This window comes from Erwinia sp. AK-PDG3-5 (assembly GCF_056821705.1).
Genome location: NZ_CM165967.1, coordinates 3973948 through 4000800, shown reverse-complemented (window position 1 = coordinate 4000800; position 26853 = coordinate 3973948). Strand labels below are relative to the sequence as shown.

The window sequence follows — 26853 nt, the reverse complement described above, 5'->3', positions numbered from 1 at the left end:
TCAGCCATAAAGCCCTCCAGGGATGGATTTACGGCATCCCGGATAACGCGCTCTATGTTGACGCCGAACCACTGAAGCCGCTTTTGACCTTAAGGCCCACAACCCCGCCCGTGATGCACGTTTCGTCACGCTATCCTTTCCCGGATGGAATCATTACCGCCGTGATTCCATGACATAATCTGCTGATTAATTCCTCGCCAATGACGCTGAGTTTTTCCTTTCATCGTGATTATTTTTTGGACGCAGATATGTCGAATAAAACGCTGTATGAAAAGTTAATTGATTCGCACGTGGTGCGTGAACTGGATAACGACGGCCACGTTTTACTCTATATCGACCGCTCAATTCTCAATGAATATACCAGCCCGCAAGCCTTCAGCGGCCTGCGCGATAGCGGCCGTGGGGTGCGCCATCCTGAGAATATTTTGCTCAACGTCGATCATGTAAACCCCACCCGACCGACGCGCGATGCCGAAATGACCGATGCGGGCGGCCAGCTGCAGGTCGATTACTTTCGCCAAAACGCCGCGGATTTCGGCATCGAACTGTTTGATGTGATGGACCCACGACAGGGCATTGAACACGTGGTGGCCCATGAACAGGGTATGGTGATGCCGGGCATGGTCATTGCCGCCGGCGACAGCCACACCACTACCTATGGCGCGTTTGGCGCACTGGGGTTTGGCATCGGCACATCAGAAATCGAACACCTGCTGGCCACGCAAACCCTGGTGTACCGCAGACTGAAAACCCTGCGGGTGACGGTCACCGGCCTGCTGCCCTATGCCTGTACCGCCAAAGACATCATCCTCGACCTGCTGGGAAAAATCAGCGCGTCCGGGGCGACCGGCTACGCGATTGAATTTGATGGCGAGGCAATCGATGACCTGAGCATGGAAGGGCGGATGACGCTGTGCAATATGGCGGTGGAAGCGGGCGCGCGCGGGGCGATTATCGCGCCGGACCAAAAAGTATTCGACTATATTACTGGCAAACCGCAGATGCCGACCGGCGCGCTATGGCAACAGGCGCTGGCCGAATGGTCGCAACTGCGCAGCGATCCGATGGCGGTATTCGATAAAACCGTGCAGATCGACTGCAGCGAACTGGATCCGAAAGTCACCTGGGGCATCAGCCCGGATCAAACCAGCCCGATCGGTGGCGCGGTGCCGGATCCGGAACAGGAGCCCGACCTGATTAAACAACAGGCGATCCGCAAGGCGCTGCAGTATATGGGACTGACGGCCGGCACGCCGCTGCGGGAAATCGCCATTACCCATGCCTTTATTGGCTCCTGCACCAATGGCCGCATTGAAGACCTCCGCTCGGCGGCTGCGGTGATCCAGGGCCGTAAAATCGCCAGCCACGTGCGCGGGATCATCGTCCCGGGATCGAGCCAGGTGCGAAGACAGGCGGAAGCGGAAGGGCTGGCGCAGCAATTTCTCGATGCCGGATTCGAATGGCGGCAGTCGGGCTGTTCAATGTGCCTGGCGATGAATGAGGATGTGCTGGCACCCGGCGATCGTTGCGCCTCCGGCACCAACCGCAATTTTCCTGGCCGCCAGGGCGTCGGGGCCAGAACGCACCTGATGAGCCCGGCGATGGTGGCGGCGGCGGCAATCAGCGGGCACCTTGAAGATGTGCGCACAATGCTTAACGCAGGGGGAAATCATGGAAGCATTTGATCGGGTCAGCGGCATCCTCGCACCGTTACTGGAAGCAAATATCGATACCGATGTCATTATGCCGAAACAGTTTCTGAAAGGGATCGATCGTCAGGGACTGGATAAAGGGGTGTTTTTCGATCGGCGCTTTACCGTTGGTGGCGAACTGAATCCCGACTTTATTCTCAATCAGCCGGGCTGGCAGGGCGCGTCCTTTCTGCTGGTCGGGCCGAATTTCGGCTGCGGATCCAGCCGCGAACATGCGGTGTGGGGATTACGCCAGCTGGGGATCCGCGCGCTGATCGGCACCAGTTTTGCCGGGATCTTCAACGATAACTGCCAGAATAACGGCGTGCTGACCGTGTCGCTGGACGACAGCAGCTTCGGACGCCTGAGCCAGCTTGCCGTTGACCCCGATAGCAACCGCATCACCGTCTCGCTGGAAACCTGCGAAATCACCGCCGGTGCAGAAACCCTGCCGTTTTCGGTCAGCGCCCTGAAGCGGGAAATGCTCGCCAGTGGCGAAGATGCGATTGGCTGGACGCTGCAATACCTCTCCGCCATTGAGCAGTTCGAGGCGCAGCATTATGGTCAGAAACCCTGGCTGAAGCGGTCAGCCGCCCGCCAGAGCGCCGGGAGGAATGGATGATTGCCCGTGCCGAACGCGGCGATTCGCCGTTTGTACCGGGCTTCAGGCTGCACGATATCACCCTTGAGAGTGGCATCACGCTCAGAGTGGCAATTGGCGGCGACGGCCCGCCGCTGTTGATGCTGCATGGCCATCCGCAGAATCATATCAGCTGGCGCAAAGTCGCCCCGACGCTGGCGAAAACCCACAGGGTGATCCTGCCAGATCTGCGCGGCTACGGCGACAGCGACAAGCCCGCCAGCGATGAACAGCATCGTCCCTATTCGAAACGGGTGATGGCGCAGGATCTGGTGCAGCTGATGGCGGGGCTGGGCCACCCGACCTTTGCCTTTGTCGGCCACGATCGCGGCGCGCGGGTGGGACATCGGCTGGCGCTGGATCATCCGCAACGCGTCACCTGCTGTACCTTTGTTGATATCGCGCCGACCGCCACCATGTATGCGCTGACCAATCAGGCCTTTGCCACCCGCTATTTCTGGTGGTTTTTGCTGATCCAGCCGACGCCAGTGCCGGAAACGCTGATCCTGCACGATCCTGAATTTTTCCTGCGCAAACATATCGACGGCCAGCTCAAAATTCCGGGAGCGATGTCGGAAGCGGTGTTCCAGGACTACCTGCGCTGCTATCAACATCCGCAGATGGTTCATGCGGTGTGCGAAGACTATCGCGCGGCGGCGACGATTGATTTGCAGGACGATGCGGCCGACAGCGAGAACCGCATCCGCTGTCCGTTGCAGCTGTTATGGGGGGCAAAAGGCACCGTCGGCCAGTTGTATGACGTGCTGGCGATCTGGCGCGACAAGGCGCTCAACGTGCAGGGCGAAGCGTTGCCCTGTGGCCATTCGCCGCAGGAGGAGATCGCGGATCTCTTTTTGCAGAAACTTCAGCCCTTCCTGAAAACAGTGCTATAAATCCTTATTATTCCTTCTGTTTTTGGTGACGATGAAAACCCCTTCTGCCGGAAAAAAACTCCGCCAGCCTGTTGAGGGCTGGCCCTCCATTGACGATCTGGCGGTATTTGTCACCGTGGCCCGCAACGGCGGGTTTGCCCGCGCGGCACAGGAGCTGGGGCTGTCGCCGTCCACCATCAGCAAGCGAATTGCCATGCTGGAAAAGCAGCTGGATATCCGGCTGTTCTTCCGCAATAACCGCAGCATGCGCTTGACCGCCGAAGGGGAAATTGCGCTGGAAGGGGCGATGCAGATCGTCAGCGGCGTCGGCGATTTTGTCAGCGACCTTAACGGGCTGCGCGGCGCGGTGACCGGCAATGTCACCCTCAGCTGCTCGTTTGGTTTTGGCCACGAATATATGGCGGATGCCCTGTCCGGGCTGATGAACCTGCATAACGGGCTGAAGGTGAAGCTGATGCTCAGTGACCGCGAAGTTGATCTGGTGGACGAAGGGATCGACATCGAAATCCACGTCGGCGATGAAATTAACGACCGTTACATCGCCCGGCAGCTGGCGGCTAACCGCCGGATCCTGTGCGCTTCACCGGACTATCTGCGTCGGGCTGGCGTACCGACATCCCTGGACGAACTGTTACAGCATGACTGCCTGATTATTCAGGAAAGAAGCGCGGCGTTCGGCAACTGGGCGCTGACCAACGGCGAGGACAATATTGTCTGCCGGGTCAACAGTCAGCATTCGTCCAACAGCGGCAGCGTGGTGCTGGCCTGGGCGCTGCGCGGACAAGGGATTGTGCTGCGATCGGCGTGGGACGTGGCGAAGCATCTGGCCAGCGGCGAGCTGGTACAGATCCTGCCGGCGTGGTATCAGCAGGCGAATATCTGGGCGGTCTATACCCAACGCTCCTCCCACTCACTGCGGATTAAAACCTGTATCGATTTTCTCAGCGACTATTTTGCTACACGGTTGCCCACCCCGCGTTGACCGTCAGTAAAACAGGGGAGCACGGCTCCCCCAGCGGTTACTTGCTGTTCTTGGTCATAAATTCGGTGTAGTTCTCAGGGGTAATGGTCTGGTATGGGATCCAGATGGTGCTGTCAACTTTTTCACCGGCGAGCATTTTCTTCGCCGTCTGCACCGCGCCCATGCCCTGACCGGCCGCGTCCTGGAAGATGGTCAGCGACAGCTTGCCGGATTTCACAAAGCGCAGCGCATCGGGCGTGCCGTCGATGCCGGCGACCAACACATCTTTTTTGCCCGCCTGTTGCAGCGCCATGATCGCGCCAATCGCCATTTCGTCATTGTTGGCGGCAATCGCATCAATCTTGTCGCCGTTCAGCAACCACCCGGAGGTGACATCCACCGCTTCGTTACGCATCCACTGCGCGGACTGCTTCTCAACCACCTTCATATCCTTATATTTGGCGATCACCTCTTCGGTGGCCTTGGTGCGCTGACGGGCTTCTTCCGCCGACAGTGCGCCCATCAGAATCGCCACGTTGCCTTTGTAGTTCATCTTTTTCGCCAGCGCTTCCATCTCCATTTTGCCGCCGAGTTCCGAGTCTGAACCGACATAGGCCATATTGGCGCTCAGCGGAATTTCCGGCTTACGGTTAACGAAAATCAACGGGATTTTGGCGCGGCTGGCGGCTTCCATCATCGGCTTCACCGCCTGAGTATCCACCGGATTGAGGATAATGGCGTCGACACCCTGGTTAATAAAGTTCTCCACCTGCTGCACCTGCACGGCAACGTCGCCTTTGGCATCCTCGAACTGGCCATTGATCTTCTCTTTCGCCAGCTCTTTCACCATCTGGGTACGCAGGATAGAAACGAAGTTAAGGTCGAAGTTGGCTAGCGCCACGCCCACGGTCTGATCTTTCGCCTGGCTTAACGGGCTGAGGGCCAGTGTACAGAGCAACAGTAACGGTTTAGATAATTTCATAGCGATGCTTCCTGTAGGGTATTTCCCCTTCAAGGGGATATTTTGTTATGGGTTACAACATGAACTGCTCTTTGAAACGCATCAGGGCGGTCTCGCTGTCGCCTGATGCCCAGCCTTCCATCGCCACCACACCCTGGTAATTCATCGCCCGCAGGGCATTGGCAATGGCGCGGTAGTTAATCTCTCCGGTGCCGGGTTCCTGACGACCCGGCACGTCGGCGACCTGAATTTCGCCAATCGCGCTGCCGGCCCTTTTCATCAGCTCAATCAGGTTGCCCTCGCCGATCTGCGCGTGATAGAGGTCGAGGTTGATGCGCAGATGCGGGCTGTTGACCGCCTCAACCAATGCCAGCACCTCACTGGCTTTGGCAAACGGTGTGCCGGGGTGATCGACGGCGGTATTCAGGTTCTCCAGCGTGAAGACTTTGCCTGCGCGTTCCGCCATCGCCGCCAGTTTTTCCAGCGTGCTGGCGGCCTTTAGCCACATCGCGCCGGTCACCACTTCCACCGGCTTCACCGGCAGGCCTTTGTCATCCAGCCCGGTGCCGTGCAGGTTGAGCGACGGGCAGCCGAGCTGCTCAGCCACGCCCAGCGACACCTCCGCGCTGGCCAGCAGGCTGGCAATCTCACGGTCATCGGTAAAATTGCCGGACAGGTAGCCGGTCATCGAGGTAAAGCGCGCCCCGGTGGCCGCCAGCGCCGGAATATCTTTGTTCTGCCAGTTCCAGAGTTCCACGCCAAAGCCCAACTGGTCGATCCGTTTCACACGCTCGATAAACGGTAATTCCAGGAAAACCATCTCAGCGCACACTGAAAGAGTGAAAAGGGTCATGTCCTTCCTCCGAAGTCATTTGTTCAAGTGGCCAGCCGCAGGGATGCGGGCTAATCACTAATAAGCAAATGTTATGCCAGTGGCAAAACCCGCAGATTAGCGGCCTGTCAGTCGGCGTTCGATCACAAAGTGAACACAAAATCGACATGTAAACTCAACATGTCGATAAAATGGACATTCCAGAAAGGGGGAGAACAAAATGCATATACCTGTTTTGGCGGGCGCGATAGTTGAAGAGTGCGAAGGTAAACTCAGTCTGCCGCAAGGGGCAGAAGCCAGCCGCTGGGATGCCCAGTTTGAGCAGGCCTGGCGGGCGTTTGTAGCCGGGCAGGAGCCCTCTTTTCTGCGTCCGCAGATCCGCGCATCCTGGCAGGCCAGCCGCGACGCCGGTATCGATCCCGGTGCCATCAACTACGTCTTCCCTGGCGAGGCTGAACTGAAGGCGATTCTGGAAAACCATGCTGAGCTGATCGACGTGGCGGACAGCATTATGCAAAGCCTGTTGGCCTATAACCCCGACGGGCATATCAATCTGACCGATGCCAACGGCGTGACCTTGTGTTACTGCGGGCTGGATTTGACGCCGGTTGGCAGTATTCTGCGCGAGTCGGTGATGGGCACCAACTGCACCGGGCGCTGCCTGAACGAACAGCGGCTGGTTTACGTACTGAATGGCGAGAACTGGAAACAGGCGCTGCGTCAGCGGCACCGGCAGTGTGCCGCCGCGCCGGTGCGCAATGCGGAAGGGCGGATGATCGGCGTGCTGACCCTGACCGCCAGCCAGGACAATTTCCACTATCACACCCTCGGCACGGTGCAGGCGGCGGCCGAAGCCATCGGCCGCCAGCTGGTATTGCGTAGCCTGCTGGCCGAACAGCGCTCTATTCTGGAAACGCTGAACGAAGGGGTGATCGTCACCGACGCGCGCGGCATCATCAAGACCATCAACCGCTACGCGCGGCAAATTTTCCACGGCATGATGCTGACCGGAAAATCGGTCGACAGCGCGTTAAACCCGGAGGGCGTGACGCTCACCGGCATCACCTTCTGCAACGACCGCGAAGTGGTGTTTCAGCCGCAGGATCGGCCGCGCGTCTCCTGCCTGGTGTCGGTGATGCCGGTGCCGGACGGTGGGCGGATCGTCTCGCTACGCGATAATCAGCGCATCCGGGCGATCACCCGCCAGGTGATGGGTATCGGTGCCAGCTACACCTTTGAGATGATCTGCGGACGTTCGACCGCGCTATTGGAAGTGCTCGATAAAGCGCGCACCAGCAGCCGCAGCGACAGTACGGTGCTGCTGACCGGCGAGAGCGGCACCGGCAAGGAGCTGTTCGCGCAGGCGATCCACAACGGCAGCGCGCGCCACGGCGGGCCGTTTATTGCGGTCAACTGCGGCGCCTTACCGCGCGATCTGGTGCAAAGTGAACTGTTTGGCTACGTCGACGGCGCGTTTACCGGTTCGCGACGCGGCGGCGCGGCAGGCAAGTTTGAGCTGGCAGACGGCGGCACGCTGTTCCTCGATGAAATCGGCGATATGCCGCTGGAAGCGCAAACCAGCCTGCTGCGCGTGTTGCAGGAGGCCGAAGTGATGCGCATCGGCGCGCAGCGTCCGGTGAAGGTCAACGTCAGGATTATTGCCGCCACCAACTGCGATCTGCAACGGGCGATCGAAACGGGCGCCTTCAGGCGGGATCTGTTTTACCGCCTGAACGTGATCTCTCTGCGCATCCCGGCGCTGCGCGAGCGCACCGGCGACGTGCCGCAGCTGGTGGCGTGGTTTAGCGAGAAAATGTGTACCCGACTGAAGAAGGCCAGCATGCAGTTTACCCCGGCGGCGATGGCCGCGCTGGAGCATTATCCGTGGCCGGGCAACGTGCGGGAACTGGAGAATATTGTCGAGCGGGCGATTAACCTGAGCGACAAGCTGCTGATTGATGCCGGGGATCTGCCGGAAGAGATCGCCACCGAAGAGCGGCCGAAATCCGGCGACTCGCAGCGGCTGGACAGCCACGAGCGGGCGCATATCGTCACCATGCTGGCGTCATTCAACGGCAATCTGCGTAAAACGGCGCAGAAGATGGGGGTCTCCCGCGCCGGGTTGTATAACAAGCTCAAGAAGCACGGTATCAGTGTGGATGAGTTTCGTGGCTGACCGCCGATGAGGATAACGCGGCGGCAATCTCCTGATGACAGAGGATAATCGAATGGTGATTGGCCGCCAGCGGCACGATTTTCAGCGACGGGCACAGCGCGCCGACGCCGTTATCCTTAATTGCCAGCACTTCATCGCCTTCTGCCGTGCCGCTGTCGCTTAAATCGAAGAACTGCATGGCTTTCAGCAAGGTCACCTGGGTGTGATGCAATGGCGCACTGACCGCCTGATTATTGATGCTCAACTCGGTCTCTTCCGCCTGAATGGCGCGTTTTGCCGCATCGCCTTCCAGCCCAATTGCCTTCAGCAGCGACGCCAGCATGCCGGGCGCCACCCGTTGCTGCACCTCTGTTTGATACAGCGAGTCCAGCAGGCAAACCTGCAGCTGGGTATAGCCGCGCTGTTCAAGCTGCGCGGCGATTTCCAGCGCGATCACCCCGCCGAGCGACCAGCCCAGCAGCCGCACCGGCCGGTCGGTCGGCATGCCCCATTGCAGCATATGCTGCAGATAGTAGCTGGCTAATGCCGGCAGCGTCGGAATGTGCGGACGGTTGTGCAGGTTGTAGTTGTTGATCCCCAGCACGTTGAATGTTCCGCTCAGGCTGTCCGCCAGATCCTGATAAATCTCGCAGCCGACCACCGCCGGATGGATCATCCACAGATCGTCACCTTGCGTGGCGGCATGTAACGGCTGGATCAGATCAAAGGTTTGCTGCGGGCGATTGAGCTGCTTTAGCAGATTGGCCAGCGGCGCAGGCGTGTCGACCCACTGCGTGCTCTGTTCCGTTGCGGGCTGGCTGAGGGCTTCAGCCTGCTGACGCAGTTTGGGATGGGCAAACAGCGTCTTCATCTCCACCTCGATGCCCCGCTTTCTCAGCCGCATCATCAGCTGAATGGCATGCAGCGAGTGGCCGCCGAGATCGAAAAAGTCGTCATCGCGCCCGACAGCCGAGACGCCCAGCAGATCGCCCCAGCAGGCCGCTAACAGCCGTTCCTGCGCGGTGGCCGGCGGCGTAAAGGCCCGTTGTGCTTCGGCGGCAGGCATCGGCAGCGCTTTTCGGTCCAGCTTACCGTTCGGCGACAGCGGCAGGGCATCCACCCTGACGAAGCTGGCCGGGATCATAAACTCCGGCAGCGACTGCCCGATCTGCTGGCGCAGGCTGTCCGCCAGCTGCGGATCGGGCCGCGCGACCACCCAGGCAATCAGCCTTTTATCGCCGTCGTCATCCTCGCAGGCCAGCACCACGCAATCCTCCACCTGCGGGCAGGCGACAATCTGCTGCTCGATTTCGCCCAGCTCGATGCGCAGGCCGTGGATTTTGACCTGGAAGTCATTGCGGCCCAGGTACTCAATGTTGCCATCGTCCAGCCAGCGCGCCAGATCGCCGGTTTTATACAGCCGCGCATCCGGCTGAGCGCTCAGCGGATCGGCGATAAAGCGCTGCTGGCTGAGTTCTTCGCGGTTCAGGTAGCCGCGCGCCACCTGCACGCCGCCAATGTGCAGCTCACCGCTGATGCCCGGCGGCAGAAGCTGCAGGTTGGCATCGAGGATATACAGCTGGGTATTGGCTACCGGCCGGCCAATCGGCACGCTGCTACCAATCTCGCCCGGTTTGCAGTGCCAGTAAGAGACGTCGACCGCCGCTTCGGTCGGGCCATACAGATTGTGCAGCTCCACGGCAGGCAGCTGCTGGTGGCAGCGCTCGACGGCGGTCAGCGGCAGGGCTTCACCGCTACAGAACAGCCGACGCAGGCTGCGGCAGTGCGCCATCTCGCCGTGGCGCAAAAACAGTTGCAGCATCGACGGGACAAAATGCAGCGTGGTGATCTGCTGCTGCTGAATAAAGTCGCTCAGGTAGCCGGGATCCTGATGGCCGCCCGGTTTGGCCATCGCCAGTCGCGCGCCGACCATCAGCGGCCAGAAGAACTCCCAGACCGAGACGTCAAAACTGAACGGCGTTTTTTGCAGCACGCGATCCTGCGCGGTCAGCGGGTAGGCGTCCTGCATCCACTGCAGCCGGTTCATCACCGCCAGATGCTCGTTCATCACCCCTTTGGGTTTGCCGGTCGAGCCGGAGGTGTAGATCACATAGGCCAGCGATCGTTGCGGATCGGCGGCCAGCGCCGGCAGATTGTCGGTCGATCCCGCCTGCCAGCGCGGTCGGTCATTCAGCAGATGCACCAGCGGCAGGCTGGCGATCGGTTGCAGCGCCCGGGCGCCGACATCATCCACCAGCACCTGCTTTGCGCCGCAGTCGCTCAGCATATGTTGCAGGCGATCCTGCGGGTAATCCGGATCCAGCGGCACATAGGCGGCACCGGCCTTGAGGATTGCCAGCAGGGCGATCACCATGTCGGCGCTGCGGCTGACGCACAGCGCAATGCGATCGTCCGGTTGGATCCCGCCCGCGCGCAGCCAGTGCGCCAGCCGGTTCGCCTCGGCGTTCAGCGTGGCGTAAGTCATCTCCGCCACGCCACTCAGCGCCACCGCATCTGGGGTTTTGCTGACCTGCTGCTCAAACCCGCGGTGGATCCCTTCCGGCAGCGGCCAGTCGGCGGCGGTGTCGTTCCACAAGTTGAGGATCGCGTGCTGTTCGTCGGGCAGCAGCAGCGGCAGTAACGCCATCGGCTGTTCGGGCGGCGCGTCGAGGATCGCGTTCAGCAGGTGCAGCAGGCGATCGGCAATCTTGCCGGCTTCCTGCTCGCTGAACCAGGCCTGATTGACGTTGCACTCCAGCACCGGATCGTCGCCAGGATGATAATGGCGCAGGTATACCGCCACCGGCATCTGCTCAAAGCCGTGATGCAGGGCTTCCACTTTTAGCGGCGTACCGTTCAGCTCAATATCGGTCGGGAAGGTTTCCAGCGAGAAGCTCATATCGTACAGCTGGCGACGTCCCTGCTGGCTGAGACGCAGATGGCGGTTCAGCTCGGCCACCGGGAATCGCTGATGGCGATAGCTGCGGCGCAGCTCGGCAGAGACCTGCCGGATCAGCGAAGAAAACGGCTGTGCGGTGTCAATCTGCAGGCGAACGGGCAGCATCGCCGAGAACATCCCCAACGTCTGCTTATGCCGCGCCCCGCTGCGATTGTGCACCGGCACGCCGAGGGTAAAGTCTTCCGCCTGCCACTGCCGGGCAAACCAGCACGCCATCAGCGCGCTAAAGAAATGCATTGGCGACGCGCCATAGCGTCCGGCAAACGCCGTCAGCTGCTGATAGCGCGCCTGCGGCAGCGTGCGCAGGATTTGCGTGCTCGGCCAGGCTTCGCTGGCGGCAAATCCATTGCGCCTTTCCAGCAGCGACGCCGGGGCATCGGCAAAGCGCGACAGCCAGTACGCGCGATCCCGTGGGTAACGGCTGGAGGCGAGATAGTCGCGGTCCTGGCCAATAAAATCGGTGTATCCCGCGCAGGCGTCCGTCACGGCGAGCGCCTGTCCCAGCAACAGCGATTTATAACGATCGATTATCATCCGGCCTAATAACGACACCGAGGTGCCGTCGGCAATAATATGGTGAGCATTAACTAACCATAAAGAGGTGGTGGCATTCACTTTCACTAAAGACGATCGCCAGAGTAATTCACCGTACAATTTGAAAGGCTGAATAAGACGGGCGTTTAATAATTCCCGTGCGGTGTGTACCGGCCGTAATTCCCTGCTGAGATCGTGGCATTCGAGAATGAATTCTCTTTTATGGACGGTCGTCTGATTAATTCCCTCTTCACCTTCCGTCAATTTTATTTTTAACGCGTCATGCTGCTGTAATACCAGATTGATTGCCCGGTGCAGCAGGGAGGCGTCCAGCGGACTGTCAATGCGCCACAGCCCGCCCACATTGTAGCAGGGCGTATCGGGCGTCAGTGCCTGGTCCAGCCAGACGGCTTGCTGTGAGGACGTTAACGGATAAATAGACAAGCGCATACCTCCGGTTAAGGAAAGTCAAAATAGGGAAAGCATTCTCAGCAAGGATTGTATAGGAAGATTTCAAAAATATGATACGGAATTATATTTATTTTGTTATGAGAATAATTCACACCTTTTGCAGAATGGAATTATTTATTGAGAGATGGTCGTCTGAATAATAACTTAAGTGAAATAACTATTAACGGAGATAAACATCTTATTTCGAGATGGCGGTTTATAATCAGCTTTAATTAAGTCGGGTAAATAAGCGCGAATATAAATAAAAGACGGGGATAATGCCGACCCTTATCCCCGTTTACCGGCACTTCTTTTGCTGCGTTAAATTGCCACCAGATTGCGCACGCCATCGGCTTCCATACTGTCGCCCCGGCCGCGCTGGACGATCTCGCCGCGCGACATCACCAGATAGCTGTCCGCCAGCTCTGCGGCAAAGTCGTAAAACTGCTCCACCAGCAGGATCGCCATATCCCCGCGTTGCGCCAGCTGGCGGATCACCGCGCCAATCTCTTTGATCACCGAGGGCTGAATGCCTTCGGTCGGCTCATCAAGGATCAGCAGCTGGGGCCGGCAGGCCAGCGCCCGGCCAATCGCCAGCTGCTGTTGCTGGCCGCCGGAGAGATCGCCGCCGCGCCGTTGCTTCATCTCTTTCAGCACCGGGAACAGCCGGTAGATCTCCTCCGGCACCTGCTTCGCTTCCGCGCCCGAAAAACGCGCCAGCCCCATCAGCAGGTTCTCTTCCACCGTCAGCCGGGGAAAGATCTCTCTGCCCTGCGGCACATAGGCAATGCCGGCCTGCACGCGCTGATGCGGCTTGCGTCCGTTAAGGGTTTTATCCTGCCAGCTGATGGTGCCGGATTTGGCCGGGATGATGCCCATCAGGCATTTCAGCAGCGTGGTTTTGCCGACGCCGTTACGGCCCAGCAGACAGGTGATTTCCCCGGTCTTCACCTCAAAGGAGAGCCCACGAAGGATATGGCTGCCACCGTAATATTGATTCAGTTCAGACACTTTTAGCATGTCAGCGCCCCAGATAGACTTCGATAACCTGCTCGTTGGCCTGCACTTCGCGCAGCGAGCCCTCGGCCAGCACCTGGCCCTGATGCAGTACCGTTACATGGTCGGCGATGGTTTCGACAAAGCCCATATCGTGCTCGACCACCATCAGCGAATGCTGCCCCGCCAGGCTGCGAAACAGCTCGGCGGTATACTCGGTTTCCGCATCGGTCATCCCCGCTGCCGGTTCATCCAGCAGCAGCAGATGCGGGTCCTGCACCAGCAGCATGCCAATCTCCAGAAACTGCTTCTGACCGTGCGAGAGCAAGCCGGCCAGCCGGTAGCGTTCGGCACCCAGTCGCAGCAGCTTCAGCACTTCATCAATGCGGTCCTGCTGCTCGCCACTCAGGCGGCTGCGCAGGCAGGCCCATACCGATTTGTCGGTTTTCAGCGCGATCTCCAGATTTTCAAACACCGTCAGCGCCTCAAATACCGTCGGTTTCTGGAACTTGCGGCCGACGCCGATACGGGCAATGTCCACCGGTGACAGGGTGGTGAGATCGGTGCTCTGGTCGTACATCACCCGGCCATTGTCCGGCCGGGTTTTGCCGGTGATCACATCCATCAGCGTGGTTTTTCCGGCGCCATTCGGCCCGATAATGCAGCGCAACTCGCCGACGCCAATCTGCAACGAGAGGTTGGTCAGCGCCTTAAAGCCGTCAAACGAGACGTTAATATTTTCCAGCAGCAGCACCGGATCGGTCTGGTCGCGGTGGCGATCGGCCGGATGGGGTTGGGTAAACAGTTGATCAGTCATGCTTCCTCCGGCGGATCAGCCCAATCACGCCACGCGGCAGGAACAGGGTGACCAGGATAAACATCAGGCCCAGGAAGAACAGCCAGTATTCCGGGAAGGCCACGGTAAACCAGCTTTTCGCCCCGTTGACAATTCCGGCCCCCAGCAACGGGCCAATCAGCGTGCCACGGCCGCCCAGCGCGACCCAGATCGCCGCCTCAATCGAGTTGGTGGGTGACATTTCGCTGGGGTTGATAATGCCGACCTGCGGCACATACAGCGCCCCGGCCAGCCCGCACAACACCGCAGAGAGCGTCCAGACAAACAGCTTGAAGCCTTTCGGATCGTAGCCGCAGAACATCAGGCGGTTTTCCGCATCGCGTACCGCGGTCAGCACCCGGCCAAATTTGCTGCGGGCGAGGGCGAAACCGATGCCGAGGCTTACTACCAGCAGCAGCACGGTGGCGACAAACAGGCCGATACGGGTGCTGGTGGCGGTCACCTGGAAGCCGAGCAGGGTGGTGAAGCCGGTAAAGCCGTTGTTGCCGCCAAAGCCGGTTTCATTACGGAAGAACAGCAGCATGCCGGCATAGGTCAGCGCCTGGGTCATGATCGAGAAGTAGACGCCTTTGATTTTCGAGCGGAAGGCGAAGAAGCCGAAGATCAGCGCGAGGATGCCGGGCACCAGCACGATCAGGCACAGCGCCCAGGCAAAGTGCTGGGTGCCGGTCCAGAACCACGGCAGCTCGTTCCAGGAAAGGAACGACATAAAGGCCGGCAGCCCGTCGCCGGAGGCCTGGCGCATCAGGTACATGCCCATCGCATAGCCGCCGAGGGCAAAGAACAGCCCGTGGCCCAGCGACAGCAGCCCGGCGTAGCCCCAGACCAGGTCCAGCGCCACGGCGACGATGGCGTAGCAGAGGATCTTGCCAATCAGCGTCAGGGTATAGGTGGAAAGGGCCAGCGGATTATCCGCCGGCAGCAGCGCCATAAAAGGCAGCACCAGCAGCACCAGTAAGGCCAGCAGGCCAATACCGAGCGTCAGGCGCGGCGCTTTCTGCGTCAGGGTCAGCGTCATCGGTTGCGTCATCAGTCAATCACCCTTCCTTTAAAGGCAAACAGCCCCTGCGGTCGTTTCTGAATAAACAGCACGATCAGCACCAGGATCAGAATTTTGCCGAGCACCGCGCCAATTTGCGGCTCCAGCACCTTGTTGAGGACCCCCAGACCAAAGGCGGCAACCACCGTGCCGGCCAGCTGGCCCACGCCGCCGGTGACCACCACCAGGAATGAGTCGATGATGTAACCCTGGCCCAGTTCCGGGCCGACGTTGCCTAACTGCGACAGCGCCACGCCGCCCAGACCGGCAATGCCGGAACCGAGGCCGAACGCCAGCATATCCACGCGACCGGTGGGCACGCCGCAGCAGTCCGCCATCGCCCGGTTTTGCGTCACCGCACGCACGTTCATCCCCAGACGGGTTTTGTTCAGCAGCAGCCAGGTGAGGAACAGCACGGCAAAGACAAAGACAATTACCGCCATGCGGTTATACGGCAGCACCAGGTTCGGCAGCACCTGCAATCCACCGGACAGCCACGGCGGGTTCGCCACTTCCAGGTTTTGCGCACCAAACAGCATGCGCACCAGCTGGATCAGCATCAGGCTGATGCCCCAGGTGGCCAGCAGGGTTTCCAGCGGACGCCCGTACAGATGGCGAATAATGGTGCGTTCCAGCGCCATGCCAATCGCGGCGGTGACAAAGAAGGCCACCGGCAGCGCCAGCAGCGGGTAGAACGCCAGCCACTCCGGCGCAAAGCGCTGGAACAGCGTCTGCACCATCCAGGTGGCGTAGGCGCCAAGCATCAGCATCTCGCCGTGGGCCATATTGATCACCCCCAGCAAGCCGTAAGTGATCGCCAGTCCCAGCGCGGCCAGCAGCAGCACCGACCCCAGCGACAGACCGGTAAAGGCCTGGCCCAGCAGATCGCCGAGCACCAGCCGGTGTTTAATCTGCTTCAGGCCATCACTGGCGGCGGCGCGCACCGTGGCATCCGGCTCGTTCTGCGGCTGCGATAAGCGCTCAAGCACCGCCTGGGTTTGCGGGTCGCTGGTTTCGCCTAACAGCTTCACCGCCTGCAAACGCACCTGCGGGTTGCTGTCGGCAATCTGCAAACCGGCCACCGCCTGCGCCAGCACCGCATGGACGCCGTCGTCTTTTTCCGCCGCCAGACGCTGGGTCAGCAGCGGCAGCTGATCGGCCTGCGCCTCGTTTTGCAGCGCGCGCGCCGCGCTCAGGCGTGTTGCCACGCTGTCGCTGACCAGCTGATGCGCCGCCAGCGTGGTGGCAATCATCACCCGCAGGCGGTTGTTCATAAACAGCTTTTTGGTGGTGCCCGTCGGTTGCGCCACGCTGTCCAGCGCGCTCAGTTTGCCGTCAACCTCGCTGAACGGCTGTTTGTGCTCATCCAGCACCACGTTTTCGTTACGCAGGGCCTTAAGAAAGGGCAGACGTGCCGGATCGGGTGTCGCCGCCCACGTCTGTAAAAGTGTGATCTGGTCGCTGCGGCTGGCCGCCGCAAAATCCGCCGCCGGACCGGCAAAGGCCGACAGCGGTGCCAGCAGGCACAGGGCCAGCAAGAAAGTGCGTAAAGGGCGAATCGTCATCGCAATGCCCGTCCATATCAGGGTTGCAGAAAACAGGCCGACGCATCGGCCCTTTCGGTAAGGATCTTACGGGTGAACCGGCGTCCGCCCGTGGGTGTTATTTAGTTGTTTTCACCGGATAGTCAGGCTTTTTATCGTTACCGGCGATATACGGGCTCCATGGCTGAGCACGAACCGGCTTATCGGTCTGCCAGACCACGTTGAACTGACCGTTATCTTCGATTTCACCAATCATCACCGGCTTGTGCAGGTGGTGGTTGGTCTGGTCCATGGTCAGCGTAAAGCCGTCTGGCGCCTTGAAGGTCTGTCCAGCCATTGCCGCACGCACTTTATCCACATCGGTGGTGCCGGCTTTCTCAACCGCCTGCGCCCACATATGGATGCCGACCCAGGTCGCTTCCATTGGGTCGTTGGTCACTGCGGTGGCCGCGTTCGGCAGGTTGTGCGCTTTGGCGTAAGCACGGTAATCGGCCACAAACTGCTTGTTCACCGGATTATCAATCGATTCGAAGTAGTTCCACGCCGCCAGGTTACCGACCAGAGGTTTGGTATCAATGCCGCGCAGCTCTTCTTCACCGACGGAGAAGGCCACCACCGGGACGTCAGTGGCTTTGATGCCCTGATTCGCCAGCTCTTTGTAGAACGGCACGTTGGAGTCACCGTTGATGGTGGAGATCACCGCGGTTTTACCGCCCGCCGAGAATTTCTTGATGTTCGACACGATGGTCTGGTAATCGCTGTAACCAAACGGCGTGTACACCTCTTCGATATCGCTGTCCTTCACCCCTTTTGAATGCAGGAAGGCGCGCAGGATTTTGTTGGTGGTACGCGGATAGACGTAGTCCGTGCCCAACAGGAAGAAGCGTTTGGCGCTGCCGCCATCTTCGCTCATCAGGTATTCCACCGCCGGGATCGCCTGCTGGTTAGGCGCTGCGCCGGTGTAAAACACGTTTGGCGACATCTCTTCGCCTTCATACTGCACCGGATAGAACAGCAGGCCGTTCAGCTCTTCAAACACCGGCAGAACCGATTTACGCGACACCGAGGTCCAGCAGCCAAACACCACCGCCGCTTTATCCTGGGTCAGCAACTGACGGGCTTTCTCGGCAAACAGCGGCCAGTTCGAGGCCGGGTCAACCACCACCGGTTCGAGCTTTTTGCCCAGCACGCCGCCTTGGGCGTTAATCTCGTCGATGGTCATCAGCGCCACATCCTTCAGCGGCGTCTCGGAGATCGCCATGGTGCCGGAGAGCGACGAGAGGATCCCGACCTTAATGGTGTCCGCAGCCTGCGCACCCCATGACAACCCCATACTGACAACCGTGGCGGATAGCGCAAAAGCCTTGAGCAGTGAACGTCTTTTCATCTGGCGAACCCTCAAAAGTATTGTTGTTTATGGTTGTGAATCCGGTTGTAGCCTTGCCTGTTGCAGCATATGCAGCGTGATCTTTCTGACCTCGGCCTTACTGACAGCGATATGGTCGGTCAGAATGCGTTGGGCCTCCTCAGCGTGTTGATGTAAAACCGCCTGCAAAATCCGGGCGTGCTCGTGATAGGTCGCCTCAATGCGGTCTTCCCGGGTAAAGTCGAGACGACGAATGATGCGAATTTTTTCGGTCAGTTCAGCGTGGATGCGCGCCATTTCGCTGTTGCCGGCGGCGGCTACCATCGCCATATGAAACGCTTCGTCATGCAGGGAAACCGTTTTGCCGTCCTCCAGCCGTGGCGCCTCCATCCAGAACAGGCGCAATGCGCTCAGCAGTTCGCTGGCACGCGCAGGCGGCATGCTGCACAGGCGGCGCACCGCCTCGCACTCCAGCACAATCCTCAGGTCGTAAAGCTCTTCGAAGTATTCGAAATCGAACTGGCGAACCTGCCAGCCACTGCGGAAATAGACTTCGACGTAGCCTTCACGCTCCAGCCAGAACAGCGCCTGCCGCACCGGCGTGCGGCTGACCTCCATCCGTTCCGCCATTTCGCTTTCGCTGAAGCGGTCACCCGGCATCAGGCGGAAATCGAAAATGTCGTTCTTGATGGTCTGGTAGACCTTTTCCGCCAGCGCTTCCGGTCGGGCCTTACCGCGTTTGGACTGAAGTTCCTGCATCCTGACTCCTTATTCCAGCCACAGCAGGGCATCACCTGGGCTGACGGCACGGCCTGGCTGACAGGCAATGCGTTTAACAATGCCAGCCTGCGGCGCATGAATGGCCAGCTCCATCTTCATTGCTTCAACGATGATCACCGGCTGACCGGCAACCACTTCATCGCCCGGTTTCACCAGCACTTTCCAGATATTGCCGTTCAGATCGGCGCTGACCTGCACGCCGCCGTCTTCAACTTCCTCTGGCAGCAGATTCTCATCGCTGGTCAGCGGCGCGCCTTCCTCTTCCTGCGCCCACAGCGCCACTTCGGCGTCGAAGGAGCTGGCCTGTTTAGTGCGGAATTCAGCGATTGAATCGGCATTGTCCTGCAGGAACTGCTGGTGTTCGGCAAAATCAAATACCGTTTCTTCGATGGTGACGCTGGCGCGGCCTTCGCGGAAATCTTCCCGCAGCACATCCAGTTCCGCTTCGGTCACCGGGTAGAAACGCACCTGGTCGAAGAAGTGCAGCAGCCACGGCTCGTTGGCGGCAAACTGTTCGTTTTTCAGGAATTTATTCCAGATGGGCAGCGTGCGGCCCACCAGCTGATAGCCGCCTGGCGAGTCCATGCCGTAGATGCACATATACATGCCGCCAATGCCCACCGTGCCTTCGGCGGTGTGGGTACGCGCCGGGTTATATTTGGAACTCAGCAGGCGGTGACGCGGATCGATCGGCACGGCGCACGGCGCACCAAGATAGACATCGCCCAGCCCGAGGATCAGGTAGCTGGCAGCAAAAATCGTGTCGCGGACCTCTTCGCGGCTGCGCAGACCGTTGATGCGCTGAATAAAGTCGACGTTGTTCGGCAACCATGGCGCGGTGGATCGCACCGTTTCCTGGTAACGCTCAACGGCACCCAGCGTGGCGCTGTCCTCAAAGGCCATCGGCATATGAACAATGCGAGACGGCACCTTCATCTTGCTGACGTCGCCAAGGTTTTTCTCCAGCGTCAGCAGCACCGTCAGCAGCTGTTTCTGGCTAAGGATGCGGCTGTCATAACGGATTTGCAGCGAACGCACGCCTGGCGACAGCTCTTCAATGCCCGGCTGGCCGGTCTCGCGCAGGGCGGTCATCAGCAGGTGCACGCGCAGGCGTAATGCCAGATCCAGCACGTTGTCGCCGTACTCCATCAGGATGTAGTTGTCGCCCGCCTGACGGTAAACGGCGGTTGGGGTAAAGGCGGTGGCCTTGATGGCGGCCAGCACCGTTGCCGAGCCGTGTTCGGTTTCAGCCAGTGACGGCACCGGGTAAGCAGGCTGCGAGGTGGCGTGCAGGTTATCCACGCTTTTCGCCTGCGCCTGCTCCAGCGCATGGGCCTCTTCAAAGCTGATGGGATGGAAGCGGATGCGGTCGCCGGGCTTCACCTGACCGACTTTCCACAACTCGGCTTTGGCGATGGTCACCGGGCAGACGAAGCCGCCCAGGCTCGGTCCGTCGCGGGTGAGGATCACCGGGAAGTCGCCGGTAAAGTTCACCGCGCCAATGGCATATTCGCAGTCGTGAACGTTGGAGGGATGCAGACCGGCTTCACCGCCGTTGGCGCGGGTCCAGCTCGGTTTCGGCCCGACCAGGCGCACGCCCAGACGGTTGGAGTTGTAGTGCACCTGCCACTCGCTGGCAAAGAATTCGTCGATGGATTCCTGGGTAAAGAAGTCCGGCGCGCCGTGCGGACCGTACAGCACGCCGATGCGCCATTCGTCACCGTACACCGGCACCAGCGAGGCGTCTAACGCCTGCGGCTCGCTGACCGGGGCCGGCGTGGTGCAGGCGGCCAGCTCAGGCTGCGAAATCGCCAGCATATCGGCGACGCGCAGGGTGCGGCCGGCATGGCCACCAAACTGACCTAAAGCGAAGGTTGAACGGCTGCCAAGGTATTCCGGCACGTCAAAGCCATTGCGCACCGCCAGATAGGTGCGGCAACCCATCTGCGCACGACCGAGGGTTAGCGTCTGACCGGCTTTCACCGCCACCGGCTGCCAGTACGCTACCGCATCGCCATCCAGCGTGGCCGGGCATTCGGCACCGGTGAGGGCAATCAGGCTATCGCTATGGAAGCGCAGGGTTGGGCCCTGTAGCGTGAACTCCAGGCCCGCCGCTTCTTCGGCGTTGCCAACAATGCGGTTGGCCAGGCGGAAGGCAAAATCATCCATCGGGCCGGACGGCGGCACGCCAATGTCCCAGTAACCCAGGCGGCCAGGGTAGTCCTGAATGCTGCTCCAGGTACCGGGTTGGATCACTTCAATCACCGGCGAGACCGGCACAAAGCTGTCGAGCATCCGCGTCCACACCTTGCCAGTGCGGAAGGCCTCGGTGGCGACAATCTGCCGCAGGTAATCCAGGTTGGTGGCAATGCCGTGCAGGCGGGTTTCGCTCAGCGCCTGCTGCATTTTGGCTAACGCCGCCTCGCGGTTCTCCGCATGGACGATCAGTTTGGCAATCATCGGGTCGTAAAACGCTGATACTTCGGTGCCGGTGCTGATCCAGCCGTCGACGCGCACGTCGTCCGGGAAGCAGACTTCGGTCAGCACGCCCGGGCTTGGCTGGAAGTTTTTCAGCGGATCTTCGGCGTAAATACGCACTTCGATCGACGCACTCTGCGGTGCCAGCGTCAGGCGCGGCCAGTCAATTTCCTCTTCGGCGGCGACGCGCAGCATGCATTCAACCAGGTCCAGCCCGGTGACGCTTTCGGTGACCGGATGCTCCACCTGTAGGCGGGTATTGACCTCAAGGAAGAAGAAATCATCCTGTTCGGCATCGTAGATATACTCGACGGTGCCGGCGCTGCGGTAGTTAACCAGTTCGCCCAGTTTGACCGCCGAGTCCAGCAGCGCGGCGCGGGTCGTTTCCGGCAGTTGCGGTGCCGGGGTTTCTTCCACCACCTTTTGGTTGCGGCGCTGTAACGAGCAGTCGCGTTCACCCAGTGCGATCACCTTGCCTTTGCCATCGCCAAAAATCTGCACTTCGACATGACGGGCGCGGTCGATGCAGCGTTCGAGAAACACGCCCGCATCGCTGAAAAACTGTTCGCCCAGGCGACGGACGCTTTCCCAGGCGTTGCTCAGCGCCTCCGCATCCGCACAGCGGGTCAGGCCGATGCCGCCACCGCCGGCGGTGCTTTTTAGCATCACCGGATAGCCCACGCGTTCTGCGGCGCTCAGCGCCTCGTCCAGCGAAGCCAGCAGCGGCGTGCCCGGCGTCATTGGCACGCCCGCCGCCGCCGCCAGTTCACGGGCACGGTGCTTGAGGCCGAACTCGCCAATCTGCTGGGCCGTCGGGCCGACAAAGGCGATGCCGGCCTCTTCACAGGCGGCGGCAAACGGCAGGCTTTCTGACAGGAAGCCATAACCCGGCCAGATCGCCTGCGCACCGGTCTCTTTAGCGGCGGCGAGAATTTTGTCGATGCGTAAATAGCTGTCGCTGGCCTTTTCCCCGCCGAGGGCAATGGCGATGTCAGCATCCTTCACGTGCTGCGCATTTTTATCGGCGTCCGAAAACACCGCCACGCTGGTGATGCCCAGGCGTTTCAGGGTGCGGATGGCGCGGCAGGCAATTTCGCCACGGTTAGCGATCAGGACAGTATTAAACATGGGTGGTCTCCTTGCGGGTCAGCCAGTTGCGCCAGCCGCCAAATTCAGTAATGTCCGTCGCCTCAGGCAGCACGGCGGGTTCACAGATAAAGCCTTTCACCAGGCGGCCATCCGCCAGCTCCAGCGTGCCAATCCCCAGCGGAGAGGGGATTTCAGCGACAAATTCACCGAAGCGCGCCAGCGGGATATCCCAGAGTTCCACCACGATCGACGCGCCGTCGCTGCCTTTGGCGAGGCCCGGTTTTGGCGGTGTGGTGTTGGCCAGCGCATACAGGCGATAGCACGCGGCGGTGAGGGTCTCTTCCACCAGCACCGCATCGCGGCGGGTGAGCTGGTGGTTAAGCGGCATGCCGGTCAGGTGGGCACCGACCACCGCCACGCGGACATGCAGCGGTGAGGACGGCAGCGCGGGAGTGATGGCCGGCTGGGATTTGCCGGTGGCACCGAGGCTTAATGCCTGGCTGGCCTGCCAGCGCTGGCCGAAGGTCACCAGCGCGCGGTCGTACCAGGCCGGGGCGATCAGGGTGATGCCCGCCGGTAAACCGTCTTCACGGAACGGGCCAGGCAGCGCCAGCGCCGCGAGATCGGCGAGGTTGGTAAAGTTGGTGTAGGTGCCAAACTGCGAGTTAAAGCGCACCGGCTCCTGTTTCATCTCTTCCAGCGTGTGGATGGTGGGCGAGGTCGGCACCACCAGCGCATCGAACTGGCTGAGGGTTTGCTGAATTTGACGGGTCAGTTCGGCGCGCAGGTATTCGGCCTTAAAGGCGTCGGTGGCGCTGTAGTTATTGCCGCTGGCGACGATGCCGTACACCACCGGATCCATCTCTTCCTTGCGTGCCAGCATCTCGCCGACGGCGACGGTGCGTTCAGCCACCCACGGGCCGTAGTAGAGCTGTTCCGCCAGCTGGTGGAAGGCAGAGAAATCGATGGGGTGCAGCGTTGCACCGGTGGCGTTGAGCGCCTCGACGGATTTCTCCCACGCCGCTTCGGCCTGGGCATCGGCAAAGAATTCCAGCGTGGCGGGGATTGCCAGGCGCGGCGCGGCAGGCAGTGAGGCGGGCGCCAGGCCCGGATTGCGGCGCGAATAAGCATCGCTGGCGTCATAACCGCCGGCACAGCTGGCAGCGAGGAACGCATCTTCCACCGTCAGTGCGAAGATCGAAATGGTGTCGTTCAGGCGACAGGCGGGCACCACGCCGGTGGCGGATAACCAGCCTTTGGTCGGCTTGAGGCCAACAATGTTATTAAAGCCCGCCGGTACGCGGCCGGAGCCGGCGGTATCGGTGCCCAGCGCAAAGCCTACCAGACCGCGCGCGGTGACGGACGCCGAACCGGAACTTGAGCCGCCGCTGACATACGCCGGGTTAAAGGTATTGCTGACCGCACCAAACGGCGAGCGGGTGCCGACCAGGCCGGTGGCATACTGATCGAGGTTGGTTTTGCCAATCACCACCGCACCGGCGGCTTTCAGATTGGCCACGGCGGTGGCATCCGCCGCCGCGTCATAAGCAAATGCCGGGCAGGCGGCGGTGGTCGGCCAGCCTGCCACGTCGATATTGTCCTTCACCGCGAACGGCACCCCAAACAGCGGCAGCGACGTCGGATCCTGCTGCCAGGCGGTCAGCAGCGGTTCAACCTGTGCGCGGATCTGCGCCGGCGTCGCCAGATACAGCCACGCGTTATCCCCGGTGGATAAGTCGGCCAACAGGCCGGTCAGCGTGTCGAGAACCGCGTCAGGATGCTGCTGATAGTGATGCTGCCAGTCGCTAAGGGTGAATCCGGTGGTCAGGGCCATAAGTTGAATTCCATCTGGTATACAAGATTGAATTCAATTGAGCAAAACGCGTGCCAATCAGTAAATGCTTGAATTTGATGGTTTTTTCAAACCCGACTCGTCAGCGGTGCACGCTGGACGAGCAGGGAGTGAGCAAAAACAGGGCAGGGAGTACGCCGGGATCAGAGTTTCGGCTGACTCAGCCTTTCCTGCAGGAAGGCGAGGAACTGGCGGTTAATTTCGCTTCGCTGGCGATGCTGGGGGAAGACCGCATTCAGGCTCAGCGGTGAGGGGATATACTCATCCAGCACCCGGACCAGCTCGCCACGCGCCAGCGCACCGCCGACGATAAATTCCGGCAGCAGCACCAGCCCCAGTCCCGCCACGGCGGCATCCAGCAACACCTCACCGTTATTGCTCTGCACCGGACCGCTGACCGCCATGATCTTACGCTTACCGTCCACCTTCAGCTCCCAGCCCGTTTGCCCTTCGCGGCCATAGCGCAGGCAGGCATGTTGCAGCAAATCGTCCGGCTTTTCCGGTTGCGGCAGTCGCTGCAGGTAGGCCGGGCTGGCACAGATCACCCGTGGCAACTCGCCAAGCTTGCGGGCCACCAGCGTGGAATCCGCCAGCGTGCCGATGCGGATCGCCATGTCGAACCCTTCGCCAATCACATCGACATAGCGATCGGCCAGTTCGATCTGGAAATTAACCGCCGGATGGTGCGACAGAAATTCGGCAATCAGCGGAGAAAGGTGACTCATGCCGTAGGACATCGGCATGCTGATGCGAAAGGCACCGTGCAGCGCCTGATGCCGCTCGGACACCGCCTGCTGGGCTTCCTCGATATCTTCCAGGATGCGCTGCGCGTGTTGGGCAAAGGTGTGGCCAGTATCGGTGACCGACAGCTTACGCGTGTTGCGGATCAACAGCCTGGCCCCCAGCGCGTCCTCCAGCGCCGCCATCCGGCGACTGACGTACTGCTTGGAGAGCATCAACTGGTCGGCTGCGGCGGTAAAGCTGCCGGAGGCGATCACTACCAGATAAATCTTCAGATCGTCAATCTGCATAGTGTCCACTTATTTGTGACAGTGATTGCCTTTACAGGCCATTGTTGAGCAAATGAGTTTACTTGTAATCTGGGTTCATCGGAAGGGCAACCGCTCTCCAGAAACCGACACTGAGATTACCGGAGCAGATCATGATCGAACAAAGACTGTCAGAACAACGCGGAGTGGGCGACCACGGTTGGTTGAACTCGCATCATACTTTTTCGTTTGCTAACTACTGGGATCCAAAACAGGTTGGCTTCTCGGATCTGCTGGTGATCAATGACGACCGGGTAGCGAAAGCCCGCGGATTTGGTGCCCATCCGCACAGCAATATGGAGATCATCTCGTATGTGCTGGAAGGTTCGCTGGAGCATAAAGATTCAATGGGTACCGGCTCGGTGATTGTCCCTGGCGATGTGCAGTTGATGAGTGCCGGTAGCGGCGTCACGCACAGCGAGTTTAACCACTCGGCCACTGAAGGCGTGCATTTCCTGCAGATCTGGATTATGCCGTCAGAGAAAAATACCCCGCCGGGCTACCAGCAGGTGTCGGTCAGTGACGCTGAGAAACGCGGCAATCTGCGGCTGATTGTCTCCCCGGATGGCGAAGATAACGCGCTGACCGTGCGGCAGGACATGAGGATTTACGCCGGTCTGTTTAACGGTGACGAGCAGCAAACCTTCACCCTGAATGCCGATCGCTATGCCTATATTCAGCTGGCACGCGGCAGCCTGACGGTAAACGGCATTCGCTTTAAAGCCGGTGATGGTGCCCGGGTGCGTAATGAAACCACGCTGACCTTCAGTGACGGTGATGAAGCGGAAGTGTTGTTATTTGACCTGCGGCCGGTGGAAGTGAATCACCAGACGCGTTAATCACGCACGAAAAACGGCCACCCGCAAGGTGGCCGTTTTTCGTGGTGGCGCGCAACGTTAGTGGCTCTGCAGGAAGGCCAGCAGGTCCTCGTTAAGGCGATCCTGATGGGTGACGGCAAAACCGTGCGGCGCATTGTCATACACTTTCAGCTCGGCACCGGGGATCATCGCCGCAGCGACTTTGCCGGTGGTGTCGAACGGCACCACCTGATCGTTACTGCCGTGGATCACCAGCGTTGGCACGGTAATTTTCTGCACATCGCCACGGAAGTCCGTTTCTGAGAAGGCGGTAACGCAGTCGATGGTGCCTTTCAGCGACGCCAGCAGCGCAATGTTCAGGGTCTGCGTCAGTGCGCCAGCGGAGACGGTCTGCCCGGCGTTGGTGCCGTAGAAAGGTACGGCAAAATCAATGATAAACTGCGCGCGATCCTTTCTGAGTCCGTCTTTTATACCGCTGAATACCGACAGATCCACCCCTTCCGGATAGTCATCCGCCTTGCCAAAGATCGGCGTCACCGCGCCCAGCAGCACCAGCCCGGCAATGCGATCGCTGCCGTAAGTGCCGAGATAACGCGCCACGTCGCCGCCGCCCATCGAGAAGCCCACCAGCGTCACGTCGCTCAGATCAAGCTGCACGATCAGTTCGTTGATATCAGAGGCAAAGGTATCGTAATCGTAGCCGGTCCACGGCTGATCGGAGCGGCCAAAGCCTCGGCGATCGAAGGCAATGCCCCGGTAGCCTCGTTCCGCCAGGAAGTTCATCTGGCTGTCCCACATATCCGCATCCAACGGCCAGCCATGACTGAACAGCACCGGTTTGCCGGTGCCCCAGTCTTTGTAATAGATCGCTGTGCCGTCGGAGGTTTTAATCGTGCTCATGGTGTTTATC

19 protein-coding genes are annotated in these 26853 nt (G+C 60.1%); 6 read left to right on the top strand and 13 right to left on the bottom strand.

Translation table 11 applies throughout. From position 1 onward, the window contains the following. Window positions 1–248: 248 nt before the first annotated feature. From leuC to AC1UKS_RS18575, 4 genes are read left to right on the top strand one after another with little or no spacing between them, the layout of a single operon-like run. Entirely contained in the window at window positions 249–1685 is a 1437-nt protein-coding gene (leuC, locus tag AC1UKS_RS18590) for a 3-isopropylmalate dehydratase large subunit (RefSeq protein ID WP_482434776.1), read from the top strand. Next, window positions 1672–2313, top strand: coding sequence for a 3-isopropylmalate dehydratase small subunit (leuD, locus tag AC1UKS_RS18585; protein WP_482434775.1), 642 nt, complete (start codon window positions 1672–1674; stop codon window positions 2311–2313). Before leuC ends, leuD begins: the two co-directional genes overlap by 14 nt. After that, window positions 2310–3224 (top strand): alpha/beta fold hydrolase, encoded by a 915-nt coding sequence (locus tag AC1UKS_RS18580; RefSeq protein ID WP_482434773.1) that lies wholly within the window; start codon window positions 2310–2312, stop codon window positions 3222–3224. The genes leuD and AC1UKS_RS18580 overlap by 4 nt, the downstream gene beginning before the upstream one ends. 31 nt (window positions 3225–3255) lie before the next feature. Further along, window positions 3256–4206, top strand: coding sequence for a LysR family transcriptional regulator (locus AC1UKS_RS18575; protein WP_482434772.1), 951 nt, complete (start codon window positions 3256–3258; stop codon window positions 4204–4206). A gap of 37 nt (window positions 4207–4243) precedes the next feature. Here AC1UKS_RS18575 and AC1UKS_RS18570 read toward each other — a convergent pair whose 3' ends face one another. Both AC1UKS_RS18570 and AC1UKS_RS18565 read right to left on the bottom strand, forming a co-directional pair. Further along, a complete protein-coding gene (locus AC1UKS_RS18570; protein ID WP_265908914.1) occupies window positions 4244–5167 on the bottom strand; it encodes a sugar ABC transporter substrate-binding protein in 924 nt (307 codons plus the stop codon). Between the two features lie 52 nt (window positions 5168–5219). Beyond that, window positions 5220–5999, bottom strand: a complete 780-nt coding sequence (locus tag AC1UKS_RS18565) for a TIM barrel protein (RefSeq protein WP_482434771.1) — start codon at window positions 5997–5999, stop codon at window positions 5220–5222. 199 nt (window positions 6000–6198) lie between these two features. Here AC1UKS_RS18565 and AC1UKS_RS18560 point away from each other — a divergent pair, with 199 nt between their 5' ends. After that, window positions 6199–8154 carry a sigma-54-dependent Fis family transcriptional regulator gene (locus tag AC1UKS_RS18560; RefSeq protein ID WP_482434770.1) on the top strand — a complete coding sequence of 652 codons (1956 nt, stop codon included), beginning with the start codon at window positions 6199–6201 and terminating at the stop codon, window positions 8152–8154. Here the strand turns inward: AC1UKS_RS18560 and AC1UKS_RS18555 are convergent. From AC1UKS_RS18555 to AC1UKS_RS18510, 10 genes are all read right to left on the bottom strand, one after another. Further along, complete coding sequence (locus AC1UKS_RS18555) at window positions 8129–12076, bottom strand: amino acid adenylation domain-containing protein (RefSeq protein ID WP_482434769.1); 3948 nt, start codon at window positions 12074–12076, stop codon at window positions 8129–8131. The genes AC1UKS_RS18560 and AC1UKS_RS18555 overlap by 26 nt on opposite strands. 321 nt (window positions 12077–12397) lie before the next feature. After that, on the bottom strand, window positions 12398–13096 hold the full coding sequence (gene urtE, locus AC1UKS_RS18550) for an urea ABC transporter ATP-binding subunit UrtE (protein ID WP_482434768.1): 699 nt from the start codon (window positions 13094–13096) through the stop codon (window positions 12398–12400). A 1-nt stretch (window position 13097) separates the two neighbouring features. Further along, window positions 13098–13889 (bottom strand): urea ABC transporter ATP-binding protein UrtD, encoded by a 792-nt coding sequence (gene urtD, locus AC1UKS_RS18545; RefSeq protein WP_265908909.1) that lies wholly within the window; start codon window positions 13887–13889, stop codon window positions 13098–13100. Next, window positions 13882–14958 carry an urea ABC transporter permease subunit UrtC gene (gene urtC, locus AC1UKS_RS18540; protein ID WP_482434767.1) on the bottom strand — a complete coding sequence of 359 codons (1077 nt, stop codon included), beginning with the start codon at window positions 14956–14958 and terminating at the stop codon, window positions 13882–13884. Before urtC ends, urtD begins: the two co-directional genes overlap by 8 nt. Beyond that, window positions 14958–16532 (bottom strand): urea ABC transporter permease subunit UrtB, encoded by a 1575-nt coding sequence (gene urtB / locus AC1UKS_RS18535; RefSeq protein ID WP_482434766.1) that lies wholly within the window; start codon window positions 16530–16532, stop codon window positions 14958–14960. The genes urtC and urtB overlap by 1 nt, the downstream gene beginning before the upstream one ends. A gap of 97 nt (window positions 16533–16629) precedes the next feature. Beyond that, window positions 16630–17898, bottom strand: coding sequence for an urea ABC transporter substrate-binding protein (gene urtA / locus AC1UKS_RS18530; RefSeq protein WP_482434765.1), 1269 nt, complete (start codon window positions 17896–17898; stop codon window positions 16630–16632). Window positions 17899–17925: 27 nt separating this feature from the next. Further along, window positions 17926–18636: a GntR family transcriptional regulator gene (locus AC1UKS_RS18525; RefSeq protein WP_482434764.1), complete on the bottom strand. Its 711-nt coding sequence runs from the start codon at window positions 18634–18636 to the stop codon at window positions 17926–17928. 9 nt (window positions 18637–18645) lie between these two features. Continuing rightward, entirely contained in the window at window positions 18646–22263 is a 3618-nt protein-coding gene (uca, locus tag AC1UKS_RS18520) for an urea carboxylase (RefSeq protein WP_482434763.1), read from the bottom strand. Then, the gene (gene atzF / locus AC1UKS_RS18515) at window positions 22256–24058 is read right to left on the bottom strand and encodes an allophanate hydrolase (protein ID WP_482434762.1); all 1803 of its coding nucleotides are present in this window, start codon (window positions 24056–24058) and stop codon (window positions 22256–22258) included. Before atzF ends, uca begins: the two co-directional genes overlap by 8 nt. 161 nt (window positions 24059–24219) lie before the next feature. Continuing rightward, a complete protein-coding gene (locus tag AC1UKS_RS18510; protein WP_482434761.1) occupies window positions 24220–25107 on the bottom strand; it encodes a LysR substrate-binding domain-containing protein in 888 nt (295 codons plus the stop codon). Between the two features lie 131 nt (window positions 25108–25238). Here AC1UKS_RS18510 and AC1UKS_RS18505 point away from each other — a divergent pair, with 131 nt between their 5' ends. After that, the gene (locus AC1UKS_RS18505; protein ID WP_482434760.1) at window positions 25239–25964 is read left to right on the top strand and encodes a pirin family protein; all 726 of its coding nucleotides are present in this window, start codon (window positions 25239–25241) and stop codon (window positions 25962–25964) included. Between the two features lie 57 nt (window positions 25965–26021). Here the strand turns inward: AC1UKS_RS18505 and AC1UKS_RS18500 are convergent, their stop codons facing one another. Further along, window positions 26022–26843 carry an alpha/beta fold hydrolase gene (locus AC1UKS_RS18500; protein ID WP_482434759.1) on the bottom strand — a complete coding sequence of 274 codons (822 nt, stop codon included), beginning with the start codon at window positions 26841–26843 and terminating at the stop codon, window positions 26022–26024. Window positions 26844–26853: the final 10 nt, after the last annotated feature.